General features: G+C 28.9%; 11 protein-coding genes and 1 pseudogene (1 of these 12 cut by a window edge). 11 read left to right on the top strand and 1 reads right to left on the bottom strand.

Features of this window, described 5'->3' with window-relative positions:
- From trmD to B3603_RS02365, 4 genes and pseudogenes are all read left to right on the top strand, one after another.
- Nucleotides 1–504 (top strand): annotated as a pseudogene (gene trmD, locus B3603_RS02380) (tRNA (guanosine(37)-N1)-methyltransferase TrmD) (it extends 106 nt beyond the left edge of the window).
- 116 nt (nt 505–620) lie between these two features.
- A complete protein-coding gene (gene rplS / locus B3603_RS02375; protein ID WP_291560254.1) occupies nt 621–968 on the top strand; it encodes a 50S ribosomal protein L19 in 348 nt (115 codons plus the stop codon).
- 129 nt (nt 969–1,097) lie between these two features.
- Nucleotides 1,098–1,940 carry a ribosome biogenesis GTPase YlqF gene (gene ylqF, locus B3603_RS02370; protein WP_291560252.1) on the top strand — a complete coding sequence of 281 codons (843 nt, stop codon included), beginning with the start codon at nt 1,098–1,100 and terminating at the stop codon, nt 1,938–1,940.
- 152 nt (nt 1,941–2,092) lie between these two features.
- On the top strand, nt 2,093–2,884 hold the full coding sequence (locus B3603_RS02365) for a ribonuclease HII (protein WP_291560250.1): 792 nt from the start codon (nt 2,093–2,095) through the stop codon (nt 2,882–2,884).
- An 86-nt stretch (nt 2,885–2,970) separates the two neighbouring features.
- On the opposite strand, the gene B3603_RS02360 is transcribed toward B3603_RS02365, so the two are convergent.
- A complete protein-coding gene (locus B3603_RS02360; RefSeq protein ID WP_291560248.1) occupies nt 2,971–3,336 on the bottom strand; it encodes a YraN family protein in 366 nt (121 codons plus the stop codon).
- 535 nt (nt 3,337–3,871) lie between these two features.
- On the opposite strand from B3603_RS02360, the gene B3603_RS02355 reads away from it, so the two are divergent.
- From B3603_RS02355 to pyrH, 7 genes are all read left to right on the top strand, one after another.
- Complete coding sequence (locus B3603_RS02355) at nt 3,872–5,395, top strand: YifB family Mg chelatase-like AAA ATPase (RefSeq protein ID WP_291560245.1); 1,524 nt, start codon at nt 3,872–3,874, stop codon at nt 5,393–5,395.
- Nucleotides 5,396–5,414: 19 nt separating this feature from the next.
- Nucleotides 5,415–6,494 carry a DNA-processing protein DprA gene (gene dprA, locus B3603_RS02350; protein ID WP_291560243.1) on the top strand — a complete coding sequence of 360 codons (1,080 nt, stop codon included), beginning with the start codon at nt 5,415–5,417 and terminating at the stop codon, nt 6,492–6,494.
- Between the two features lie 82 nt (nt 6,495–6,576).
- The gene (topA, locus tag B3603_RS02345; RefSeq protein ID WP_291560241.1) at nt 6,577–8,679 is read left to right on the top strand and encodes a type I DNA topoisomerase; all 2,103 of its coding nucleotides are present in this window, start codon (nt 6,577–6,579) and stop codon (nt 8,677–8,679) included.
- Between the two features lie 272 nt (nt 8,680–8,951).
- The gene (codY, locus tag B3603_RS02340) at nt 8,952–9,725 is read left to right on the top strand and encodes a GTP-sensing pleiotropic transcriptional regulator CodY (protein WP_291560239.1); all 774 of its coding nucleotides are present in this window, start codon (nt 8,952–8,954) and stop codon (nt 9,723–9,725) included.
- Nucleotides 9,726–10,163: 438 nt separating this feature from the next.
- Nucleotides 10,164–10,865 carry a 30S ribosomal protein S2 gene (gene rpsB / locus B3603_RS02335; RefSeq protein ID WP_039631947.1) on the top strand — a complete coding sequence of 234 codons (702 nt, stop codon included), beginning with the start codon at nt 10,164–10,166 and terminating at the stop codon, nt 10,863–10,865.
- Nucleotides 10,866–10,992: 127 nt separating this feature from the next.
- On the top strand, nt 10,993–11,910 hold the full coding sequence (gene tsf, locus B3603_RS02330; RefSeq protein ID WP_291560237.1) for a translation elongation factor Ts: 918 nt from the start codon (nt 10,993–10,995) through the stop codon (nt 11,908–11,910).
- 97 nt (nt 11,911–12,007) lie between these two features.
- Nucleotides 12,008–12,739, top strand: a complete 732-nt coding sequence (pyrH, locus tag B3603_RS02325; protein WP_291560234.1) for a UMP kinase — start codon at nt 12,008–12,010, stop codon at nt 12,737–12,739.
- Nucleotides 12,740–12,742: the final 3 nt, after the last annotated feature.

The raw sequence follows: 12,742 nt of genomic DNA, 5'->3' as shown, positions 1-12,742 counted from the left end.
GTTAAAGAAAATAATAAGGGTAGGGTAATATTTTTAGGACCTAAAGGTGCGACTTTTACACAGTCAAAGGCTAATGATTTATCAAAGGAAGAAAATCTTATCTTTTTATGTGGCCATTATGAAGGTATAGATGAGAGGGTTTATAATTACATAGATGAGGAGATATCCTTAGGGGATTTTATACTTACTGGTGGCGAAATGGCTGCTATACCAGTAATAGATAGCATATGTAGATTAGTACCAGGGGTATTATCTAATAGTAACAGCTATGAAGATGAATCCTTTTATAACGGGCTTCTAGAGTACCCTCAGTATACAAGACCAGAAGTCTTTAATGATGAAAGAGTACCTGAGGTGCTTATCTCAGGGCACCATGAGAACATAAGAAAATGGAGAAAAACTAAGTCACTTTTATTAACTAAAAAAAATCGATTGGACCTTTTTAAAAAGTTTCCGCTTAGCAAAGAAGATATAAAATTACTAAAAGATATTGATAAATTATAAAAAAACATTGAATATACCTACCATATGTGATAAAATATCAAATGTGTTAGTACGAACGGTCCTCTGTCAGAAAATAACTGGCAAGAACGTTAAATTAGTTTAAGGAGGAATACACAATGAATGAATTAATAAGAGCTATTGAAGCAGAACAACTAAGAAGTGATTTACCAAACTTTAATGTAGGTGATACAGTTAAGGTACACGTAAGAATAAAAGAAGGAACTAGAGAAAGAATACAAATTTTCGAAGGAACCGTTCTTAAGAGACAAAATGGTGGAATAAGAGAAACATTCACTGTAAGAAGACTAGCTTCAGGTGTAGGGGTAGAAAGAACATTTCCTTTAAATGCTCCAATAGTTGAAAAAATAGAAGTAGTAAGAAAAGGTAAGATTAGAAGAGCTAAATTATTCTACTTAAGAGATAGAGTAGGAAAAGCTGCTAAAGTTAAAGAATTAATCAAGTAAAAAAATGGGGCTAAAAGGTCCCTTTTTTTATTTTAAAATATAAAAAATAAGTTTTAAAACTCAAAAATATTTTTCAATTATTATAAATTGCTTATTGCCAACTATAAAGAAAAGGAAAGGCGGATATTTATGAGTATAAATTGGTTTCCGGGACATATGGCAAAGACTAGAAGGCAAATTAAAGAAAGTCTTAAACTAGTAGATGCAGTAATAGAAATAAGAGATGCTAGAATTACAAAATCTAGTGCTAATCCTGATATAGAGGAAATTTGTAAGGATAAACATAGAATTATACTATTGAATAAAAGTGATTTAAGTGAAGATAAAGTAACAAAAGAATGGGTAAAGGCTCTTTCAAATGATTATACTAAGGTACTAACAGTTAATTGTTTAACTGGTACGGGACTTAAAAATATTAAGCCTGCATTAGATGAAATTTTGAAAGAAAAACATGATAGACTTAAAAATAAAGGAGTAGTCAATATTGTTACTCGTGTTATGGTAGTAGGAATACCTAATGTGGGGAAATCTACATTTATTAATAAATTGGCTAAAAATAATATAGCAAAAACTGGAGATAAGCCAGGGGTTACTAAGAGTAAACAGTGGATAAAGACTAAAATAGGTATAGAACTTATGGATACTCCAGGTGTATTATGGCCTAAATTTGAGGATGAAGAAGTAGGACTAAATCTTGCCTTTACAGGAGCCATAAAAGATGAAATTATGGATATAGAAGATTTAGCCTTAAAGCTTATAGAAAGATTGCAGGAGTATTATCCAGAGCGATTAAAAGAAAGATATAAGCTTAATGAATTAAGTGAGAGTGCTCTTGAAAATATGGAGAGTATAGGAAGAAAAAGAGGAGCTGTAATTTCAGGGGGAAATATAGATTATAATAGAGTGGCAGTAATGCTTTTAGATGAATTTAGAGGCGGAAAATTAGGACCTATTTCATTAGAAAGACCTTAAGTCAATTGAGAATTGACGATTGACAATTATGGATACTTCTCTCAAGAGAAGTTTTAAACTTATTTCTTTTAAAGAAATTAATTGTCAATTGTCCATTTTAAATTTTATAAAGAATAGTGGTGATAGTTTTGCATGATTTAAATTTATCTTCTATGAAATATGATGAAATAAAAAACTATGTAAATAAATTTCAATCAGATTATACCATTGATGAATATGATGAATTATTTTTGAAATTAGTAAGCTTATTAAATAGTGATAATAGAAAAAATGTGCAAAAGTTAGGTGAGAAATTAAAAAAATATATAAATGCTTACCATGAAGAAATAATTAGGGTAAAGCATATGTATGATTTTGATAAGAGTTTTGGTGACTATAAATATATTGCAGGTGTGGATGAAGTAGGAAGAGGACCCCTAGCAGGACCTATTGTTTCTGCATCGGTAATATTAGATCTAGATTTTGAAAAAAATAGGGATATGATTTTGTACATTAATGATTCTAAAAAGATATCGCAAAAGTTGAGGGAAGAGTTAGCAGAAAAAATAAAAGAAAATGCATTAAGTTATAATATTTCTATTATTAATAATGAAGAAATAGATGAAAAAGGTATAGGGTGGTGTAATAATGAAGTATTTAAAAAAGCTTGCAATGGGCTTTCTATTACACCAGAGGTAGTTTTATCAGATGGATATTTAATTAAAGGTTTTGATATTAAAAATTATCATGTTATAAAAGGGGACACTAAAAGTGCAAGTATAGCTTGTGCTTCTATACTAGCTAAAGTTTTTAGGGATAAACTTATGGAAGACTATAGCAGAGAATTTTTAAACTATGGCTTTGAAAGAAATGTAGGTTATGGTACAGAAAAACATGTAAAAGCTTTAAAGGTATATGGTGCCACAAAAATACATAGAAAAAGTTTTTTAAAGAATATACTATAAAAAACATGATTTAGGTCATGTTTTTTATAGTTGGCTGTAATTTTTATTAAAAAGTGTTATCTTGCTTATATTAATTGAACAAACTATCATATTCTGAAAGCATCTTTAATTAATTTAATATAAGGAGAATTTTTATTGTTTAATGTAATTTCAATGACATCAAATCTAAAATTAGATTTGTAGAGTTTCTTCTTTAGAATATAAGTTTGAGCAGTTTTATATATTTTATGTTGTTTTAAAGTGGTTATAGATTCGCCAGGAGTTCCGTAAAGGTTTCCATAACGTGTTTTTACTTCTATAAAAGAAATATGATTTTTATCTTTTGCTATTAAATCAATTTCGCCAATTTTGCATACGAAGTTTTTTTCTAATATAACATACCCGATGGATTTTAAATAATCTTCTGCTATGCTTTCACCATAAGATCCAATACTTTTATTTAAAGACTTCATTTAAACATCCTTTCTATAGTTTTAAGTATCTTAATAATTAGTATAATTATTTCCCTTTATAGTATTTCAATTCACAATTCACAATGGAAAATTTACAATTATGGTTAAAATTAATTCTTTATAAATAATTTTTTTATTAGTAATGTATTACTAGTTCTTTATAAGAAGTGATTATATTACTTTAAAAATAAATAATTTTAAATTTCTCAGCTTTTACTGAGAAATGCCTATAATTGTAAATTGCGAGCTGTACATGGTGAATTCAATAGTTCTAATTATAATACTAAAAAGCACCAATTATTTTTATGTATATTAATTTTAAAATTGGTATATCTATATAGTTAATATGTGTTAATTTATTGTCGAATTCAGAATATTACTGAATAATATGGTAATTTAATACAATTAGGATTTAAGCAAAATAATGAATTTAATGAAATAAAATTTATTTATAAATAAAATTTCTAAAGATAATGTTTATATGAATTTATATTGTCAATAATTACTATATAAAATTATAATAAAGGGTGATTATATGGCAACGCAAATATTATGTGCAACCTTTTTGGGAGTAGAAGGTGTACTTATATCTGTTGAGATTGATATATGTAATGGATTACCTTGCTTTAATATAGTTGGACTAGCAGACACTTCTGTTAAAGAAGCTAAAGATAGGGTAAGAGCAGCTATTGTAAACTCAGGTTATGAATTTCCTGTTAATAAAATTACTATAAATCTAGCTCCAGCAGATATTAAAAAAGAAGGAGCACTATTTGATTTACCTATAGCTATAGGTATATTAATAGGAAGTAATCAAATAAATATACAGGATATGCATAAGTATATTCTAATGGGTGAATTATCACTATCCGGAAATTTAAAAAGCGTAAAAGGGGCACTTCCTATAGTAATAGAAGGTGTGAATAGTGGTATTAAAAAATTTATTATGCCCTATAAAAATGCAAAGGAATGCAGCATGATAAAAGATGCAGAAGTTTATCCTATGGATAGCTTAAAACAGGTAGTAGATTTTTTAATATACAAAGATATGTGTCCTTATATTTATAAGAAAGAGGAAAAATCTATTAAAAATGATGTTTTAGATTTTGAAGATGTTATGGGGCAAGAAGCTGCTAAAAGAGCTATAGAAGTAGCTTCATCAGGTGGACATAATTTATTGATGCATGGAGCCCCAGGCTCAGGAAAAACTATGCTAGCTCAAAGGATAAGTTCTATCTTGCCTAAGTTAAATTATGAAGAAGCCTTAGAAGTAACGAAAATTTATAGTGTTTATGGAAGTACAGCATATAAAGGAGGATTAATAGAGGATAGACCCTTTAGAAATCCACATCATACTACTACAGAGGTTGCTCTTGTAGGTGGAGGAAAGTATTTAATGCCAGGTGAAATTTCATTAGCTCATAATGGCGTTTTATTTTTAGATGAAATACTAGAATTTAAAAAGAATTTACTACAGGTTTTAAGGCAACCTTTGGAAGATAGAAAAATTAAAATAACAAGGAATGCAGGAACTGTAATATATCCATCTAGTTTTATGCTTATAGCAGCTTTAAATCCATGTCCTTGTGGATTCTTTGGTACTAATATAAAACCCTGTAAATGCAGTGATTACGAGATTAAGAGGTATTTAGGAAAGCTTTCAGCACCATTATTAGATAGGATAGATATATTCACTTCAGTAAACCCTCTATCATATAAACAGATTAGAAGTACAACGAAAAATGAAAGTTCAGAGGAAATTAGAGAAAGAGTAGAAGCTTGTAGAGAAATTCAAAGAAAAAGGTTTAATAAAGATAATATAAATTGTAATTCAGAGATGAAAGAAAAACACATAAAAAAATACTGTAAAATTGATGAAAATTGTAGTGAAGTCTTAGAAATAGCTTTTAATAAATTTCACATAAGTACTAGGGTTTATAGTAGAATTTTAAAAGTTTCTAGAACTATTGCGGATTTAGATAATAGTGAAAATATAGAAGAAAAACATGTTATGGAAGCGCTTCAATACAGAAAATTTATAAATAATGAAATAATTTAAGGTATATATAGGTGTAAAAATGGATAAGTATAAGTTATGGTTTGCCTCAGTAGAATTGAGTGATCATATAAAAATAAAACTTTTAGAAGAATTAGAAAATGAAAAAAATATATATGATTATGCATTTTCTATGAAAGGGAGCAATAATAAAATTATAGATAGATTATTACATGGTTTTGATCAGAATAAAATAAATTCAATTTATAAAACAATGGAAAGAGATAAGATTAATGCTGTCACTTTTAATGAATCTAAATATCCCCAAAAGCTAATAAATATTGATAATCCACCTTATATACTATTTTATAAAGGAGATATTGAAAGGTTAGAAGATAATAGTAAGAAACTTTCTATAGTAGGATCAAGAAAAGCCACTCACTATGGGAAAAACATAGTTGATATTATTTGTAAAGAACTAAAAAAATATGATGTTCAAATAATAAGTGGCATGGCGAAAGGCATAGATGGTATAGCACATAGGTCATCTTTAGATAATGACATTTATACCTGTGCAATATTAGGAAGTGGCGTAAATGTAATATATCCTAAAGAAAATTTAAAACTATACGAGGACATATTAAATAGGGGAGGATGCATTGTATCAGAGTTTTTACCAGGCAAATCACCAGAAAAACATAATTTTCCTCAAAGAAATAGAATAATTAGTGGTATGAGTGATTTAGTTCTAGTAATAGAAGCTGGAGAAAAAAGTGGATCCCTTATTACTGCTTCTACGGCATTAGAACAGGGAAGAGATGTAATGGCAGTACCAGGTTCGATTTTTTCTATGGAAAGCAAAGGATGTAATAAATTAATTAAAGAAGGAGCATTTGTTTTTACATCTGCAGAAGATATAATAAATATACTAAAATTAAATATAATTCGACAAGAAAATGATAAAAAAATTCCTAAGAGTAGTGAAAAAAATGACAAAATATATAATTTATTAGGAGAAAATCCTATACATATTGATGATATTGTAAGAGCTACTAATATTGACATAAAACAATTATATGGGTTATTATTTGAAATGCAACTAAAAGATGAAATATACTGTTTACATGGTAATTATTATGCTAAAGTAAATAAAAGTATATAGATATCTTATATTAACTTGATTTTAAAATTTAATCTGTGTAGTTAACGTAATAATTAATGACAAGATTACTGGAGGGGATAAGATGGGTCAAAAACTAGTTATAGTTGAGTCACCTGCTAAAGCAAAGACAATAAGAAAATATTTAGGAAAAAATTATATAGTGGAAGCTTCAATGGGACATGTGAGAGATTTGCCAAAAAGCCAATTAGGCGTAGATATAGATAATAATTATGAACCGAAGTATATAACTATTAGGGGAAAAGGAGAGCTTTTAGAAAAACTTAAAAAAGAGGCAAAAAAAAGTGAGAAAGTTTATTTAGCAACGGACCCTGATAGAGAAGGCGAAGCTATATCATGGCATTTAGCTAAAGCACTTAAAATTTCTGAAGATGAGAAATGTAGAATTGAGTTTAATGAAGTTACAAAAACTGCAGTAAAAGCAGCAATTAAAAACCCAAGACAAATTAATGAAAATGTATTTGATGCTCAACAAGCAAGAAGAGTATTGGATAGACTAGTAGGATATGAAATAAGTCCTATACTATGGAGAAAAATTAAATGGGGATTAAGTGCTGGTAGAGTGCAATCTGTAGCTTTAAAAATAATATGTGATAGAGAAAAAGAAATATCTGAATTTATACCTAAGGAATATTGGACTGTTGAATGTGATGTCTTTAAAGATAGTCAAAAGGAAAGCTTTGTAATAAAATTGCATAGCAAGGATGGAGAGAAGATTGAAATATCTTCAAAAGAAGAAAGTGACAAAATAATTAGTGATTTGCAAAATGGAACTTTTATTGTTAAAAGCATAAAAAATAGTGAAAAAAATAAAAATCCGCTTCCGCCTTTTACTACAAGTACTCTTCAACAGGATGCTTATAGAAAATTAAATTTTCCGACTAAAAAAACTATGTCAATAGCACAACAGCTTTACGAAGGTATTGAAATTAAAGGACATGGATCTATAGGATTAATCACTTATATGAGAACAGATTCTGTTAGAATTTCAGATGAAGCTCAAGAAAATACAAAAAACTTTATCACAGGTAATTTTGGAGAGAAATATTTACCTCAAAGTAAGAGAGTATATAAAGGAAAGAAAAATACTCAGGATGCTCATGAGGCTATTAGACCTACTAATATTGATATAACTCCTGAAATAGCCAAAGAAAATTTAAAAGAACCTCAATATAAATTATATACATTAATTTGGAATAGATTTATGGCAAGTCAAATGGCTTCCTGTATATTAGATAGTACTTCTATAGAAATTAATAATAGAGACTATTCTTTAAAAGCAACTGGCTCTACTGTTAAATTTGATGGATTTACAAAAATTTATAGTAATGAAAACGAGGAAGAAGAAAAGGCTATAAAAATGCCTAAGCTAAATGAAGGTGATGAAATTACACCTAAGAATATAGAAGGTAAGCAGCACTTTACTCAACCTCATGCTAAATTTTCAGAAGCATCTTTAGTTAAGACTTTAGAAGAAAATGGAATAGGCAGACCAAGTACTTATGCACCTACTATATCTACACTTTTAGAAAGAAAGTATGTAGAGAGAAATAAAAAGGTTCTTGAGCCTACAGAGCTTGGTTATATTGTTAATAATTTAATTTGTGAATATTTTAAAGAAATAGTAGATGTAGAGTTTACAGCTGCCATGGAAAATAAGTTAGATAGCATAGAAGAAGGAAAAGAATCTTGGAAAAAAATAGTGGATGAGTTTTTTATACCAGTTAAAAAATCTATAGATATAGCTGAAAAGGAAATTGCTAAAATTACTATTGAAGATGAAGTTACTGATATTGAGTGTGACAAATGTGGAAGAAAGATGGTCATAAAGCATGGAAGATTTGGAGATTTTCTTGCTTGCCCTGGATATCCTGAGTGTAAAAACACTAAACCTTTAGCAGCAGAATTAGATGTACCTTGTCCGAAGTGTGGAAGTAAAATATTAGAAAAAAGAAGTAGAAAAGGAAATAAATTTTATGGATGTAGTTCTTATCCAGAATGTGATTTTGTAAGTTGGTTTGAACCTACAAGTGAAAAATGTCCACAGTGCAATGAAATAATGGTTAAAAGATATACAAAAACAAAAGGCGATTATTTAGAATGTATAAATAAAGATTGTAAGTATAAAAAAGAGCAAAATATGCAAAATAATAGTACAGAAGATTAAATTATAAACTCTATTATGTTAAAAAATGAAGAAATATCCTATGAGCTTCCAAGAATTTTGTCGAATGTGGTAAAAATTTATTGAAATACTAAAAGTTTTATGATATGATAGTCTAGGGAAGAAACAATTCTAAAAATTTAAAATTTTGATGATAATTTTTAGATAAGTTTTAAAGTGACAACTTTATATCTTTAAATGAGATTTCTTAGGTGTAGTTAGTAACAAGATATATACTCAATTTAATGTAATGAATTTAGTAAGGAGGAGTAGAAGTGTCGCTATTAGATAAAACAAGAAAACTAAATAGAATATTGCAAAAATCAGGTACTGAGCCAGTAGTATTTGATGATATCTGCAATTTATTAAGCGAAGTATTACAGTGTAATGTATATATAATTAGTAGAAAAGGAAAAATACTAGGCTTTAATTTTGCAGCTGGATTTGAGTGTGATACAGTCAAAGACCAAGTTGTTAAAAATATGAGGTTCCCAGAGGATTACAATGAAAGATTACTGAGCGTTGAAGAAACTAGAGCAAATCTTTCAAGCAAAGGGATATGTGTGTTTGAAGATCAGAAAGAATGTGGTATAGAAGGAAAACTTTCCACTATAGTTCCTATAAACGGAAATAGGGAAAGACTAGGAACATTACTTCTTGCAAGATTTAATAAAGAATTCACAGAGGAAGATTTAGTATTAGCTGAATATAGTGCAACCATAGTTGGTATGGAAATATTAAGAGCTAAAAATGAACAAATTGAAGAAGAAGCTAGAAAAAAAGCTATAGTTCAATTAGCAATAGGAACTTTATCTTACTCAGAGTTAGAAGCAGTTGAACATATATTCAATGAATTAGATGGTACTGAAGGATTGCTTGTAGCATCTAAAATAGCTGATAAAGTTGGTATTACAAGATCAGTTATAGTAAATGCATTAAGAAAGTTTGAAAGTGCTGGAGTTATTGAATCAAGATCATTAGGTATGAAAGGAACACATATAAAGATACTTAATGATAAGTTAATTGAAGAGTTAAATAAACTTAAATAGAGTAATAAAAATAGAGCATATACTTTTGCTCTATTTTTATGTTTTTAAAGAGATAAATGTTTTATAAGTTGTCAGTTAATAAGTATATAGAGTATATATCTTGAATAATGAATTCTATAATATGAATATTACTTATAAAAAATGGAAAACTTAATATTAAAATATAAATTTCCAATTTTTATATATTTTAATATTAAGTATATTGAAATGAGAAATATATTTTGAAAAGAATTATTAGAATTTTGAATAAAGTTAATATTAATTTATTTACATATAAGATTTATAAGCTGTAAATTTTATATTGAATAGTAATTATAATTATGTTATACTACACAAGTAAGAAAATACACACATTACTGTATTTGTGAAAAGGTGCCTAAATTTAGGTTTTTCATGGACATGAAGGTAATGGAGGTAAAACCAAGGAGGTATATTAAAATGGCAGTTATTTCAATGAAACAATTATTAGAAGCAGGTGTACATTTCGGACACCAAACAAGAAGATGGAACCCTAAAATGGCTCCATATATATTCACAGAAAGAAATGGAATATATATTATCGACTTACAAAAAACAGTTAAGAAAATCGACGAAGCATATGATTTCTTAAAATCTATTGCAGAAGAAGGAAAAGATGTTCTATTTGTAGGAACTAAAAAACAAGCTCAAGAAGCTATACAAGAAGAAGCGGTTAGATCTGGAATGCACTTTGTTAACAATAGATGGTTAGGTGGAATGTTAACTAACTTTACAACTATTAAAAGAAGAATAGGCAGATTAGAAGAATTAGATAAAATGGAAGAGGATGGAATATTTGACGTTCTTCCAAAGAAAGAAGTTATAAAGCTTAAGAATGAAAGAGAAAAACTAGAGAAAAACTTAGGTGGAATCAGAAATATGGATGCAAACAAAATTGGTGCACTATTTGTGGTTGACCCTAGAAAAGAAAGAAATGCTATATCAGAGGCAAAAATATTAGGAATACCAGTTATAGCTATAGTTGACACTAACTGTGACCCAGATGAGGTTGACTATGTAATACCAGGAAATGATGATGCTATAAGAGCTGTAAAATTAATAACTGAAAGATTATCAGATGCTATAATTGAAGCTAGACAAGGTGAGCAATTAGCTGAATAATTTCTATATTTACCTTGACTTTAACATCTGGAATTAAGATGTATGAGCATATAAATTTTTAAGGTAGATGAGAGAAGAAATTCTTTTCATTTACCTTTTAAATTAATTATGAGGAGGAGGAATAACAATGATAACTGCGAGCATGGTTAAAGAGCTTAGAGAAAGAACTGGTGCAGGAATGATGGACTGCAAAAAAGCTCTAAATGAAACAAATGGAGATATGGATAAAGCTATCGAAATATTAAGAGAGAAAGGATTAGCTGCTGCTGCTAAAAAAGCTGGAAGAATAGCTGCAGAAGGACTAGTTGTAACTTATATATCAGAAGATATGAAAAAAGGTGCAGCAGTTGAAGTTAACTGTGAAACAGATTTCGTTGCTGCTAATGAAGAGTTTAAATCATTAGCTAACAATATAGCTAAACAAGTAGTTGAATCAAATGTTAATACAGTAGAAGAACTATTAGAAGAAAAATACATAGCTGATAATGGAAAAACAATTAAAGAAGTATTAACTGCATTAATAGCAAAAATTGGTGAGAATATGTCTGTAAGAAGATTTGAAAAGTTTTCTATAGACAATGGACTAATTCAAAGTTATATCCATGGTGGTGGAAGAATAGGTGTTTTAGTTGAGTTAGCTTGTGAAAAACAAGATGCTGCTTTAGCTCAAATTGCTAAAGATGTTGCAATGCAAGTTGCTGCTGCTAATCCATTATTCTTAGATAAAACATCAGTAGATCAAGACACTTTAGAAAAAGAAAAAGAAATATATAGAGTTCAAGCTTTAAATGAAGGAAAGCCAGAAAATATAGTTGATAAAATGGTTATGGGAAGAGTAAGTAAATACTTAAAAGAAGTTTGTTTAGTAGACCAAATTTGGGTTAAAAACTCTGATTACACTATAACTAAATATCTTCAAGAAGAATCTAAGAAAATTGGAGCAGACATAAAAATTACAAGATTCACTAGATTCGAAAGAGGAGAAGGAATCGAGAAAAAAGAAGATAACTTTGCTGAAGAAGTTCAAAAAATGCAAGGTAAATAATTAAAATTAAAGAGAACCCTGTGTTCTCTTTTTTTCAAATATCTTGTAATTATACAAAATTATGATGTAAATATAATAAATTGGAGGTATAATATATATGGAGGCTGCGAGATACAAAAGAGTTATGCTTAAACTTTCAGGTGAGGCTTTAGCTGCAGATAAAGGATATGGAATAGATTTTGAGGTAGCTAATAAAATAGCATTACAGATTAAGAAATTAGTAGAGATGGGAATAGAAGTTGGTGCAGTTGTTGGTGGCGGAAATATTTGGCGCGGAAGAAGCGGCGAGAGTATGGATAGGACAACAGCGGACTATATGGGAATGCTAGCAACTTGTATAAATGCATTAGCACTTCAAGATTCCTTAGAAAGCGTAGGAGTACATACTAGAGTTCAAACTGCTATTGAGATGAGAGAGATTGCAGAACCTTTTATAAGAAGGAGAGCAATGAGACACCTAGAAAAAGGTAGAGTAGTAATATTTGCAGCAGGCACTGGAAATCCATATTTCTCCACAGATACTACAGCAGCGTTAAGAGCAGCTGAGATCGAAGCAGAGGTAATTTTGTTAGCAAAAAAAGTAGATGGTGTATATGATAAGGATCCACATAAGCATTCAGATGCTGTAAAATTTAATAATCTTAATTATATAGATGTACTAGAGAAGGGATTACAAGTTATGGATTCTACAGCTACATCGCTATGTATGGACAATAATATTCCAATATTAGTATTTGGGTTAGATGAACCAGAAAATATAATTAGAGCGATTAAAGGTGAAAAAATTGGTACTCTAGTATCTTCTGATACATGTAAAGGCCAAGTTTAAATG

This window comes from Clostridium sp. UBA2485 (genome assembly GCF_002341865.1).
Taxonomy (GTDB): domain Bacteria; phylum Bacillota; class Clostridia; order Clostridiales; family Clostridiaceae; genus Clostridium_J.
This window is presented reverse-complemented; position numbering and strand designations above follow the sequence as displayed.

What these genes read in the sequence shown, in the direction of transcription:
- rplS (WP_291560254.1), top strand. Translation starts at nt 621, where the DNA reads ATGAATGAATTAATAAGAGCTATTGAAGCAGAACAACTAAGAAGTGAT.
- ylqF (WP_291560252.1), top strand. Translation starts at nt 1,098, where the DNA reads ATGAGTATAAATTGGTTTCCGGGACATATGGCAAAGACTAGAAGGCAA.
- B3603_RS02365 (WP_291560250.1), top strand. Translation starts at nt 2,093, where the DNA reads ATGAAATATGATGAAATAAAAAACTATGTAAATAAATTTCAATCAGAT.
- B3603_RS02360 (WP_291560248.1), bottom strand. Translation starts at nt 3,336, where the DNA reads ATGAAGTCTTTAAATAAAAGTATTGGATCTTATGGTGAAAGCATAGCA.
- B3603_RS02355 (WP_291560245.1), top strand. Translation starts at nt 3,872, where the DNA reads ATGGCAACGCAAATATTATGTGCAACCTTTTTGGGAGTAGAAGGTGTA.
- dprA (WP_291560243.1), top strand. Translation starts at nt 5,415, where the DNA reads ATGGATAAGTATAAGTTATGGTTTGCCTCAGTAGAATTGAGTGATCAT.
- topA (WP_291560241.1), top strand. Translation starts at nt 6,577, where the DNA reads ATGGGTCAAAAACTAGTTATAGTTGAGTCACCTGCTAAAGCAAAGACA.
- rpsB (WP_039631947.1), top strand. Translation starts at nt 10,164, where the DNA reads ATGGCAGTTATTTCAATGAAACAATTATTAGAAGCAGGTGTACATTTC.
- tsf (WP_291560237.1), top strand. Translation starts at nt 10,993, where the DNA reads ATGATAACTGCGAGCATGGTTAAAGAGCTTAGAGAAAGAACTGGTGCA.
- pyrH (WP_291560234.1), top strand. Translation starts at nt 12,008, where the DNA reads ATGGAGGCTGCGAGATACAAAAGAGTTATGCTTAAACTTTCAGGTGAG.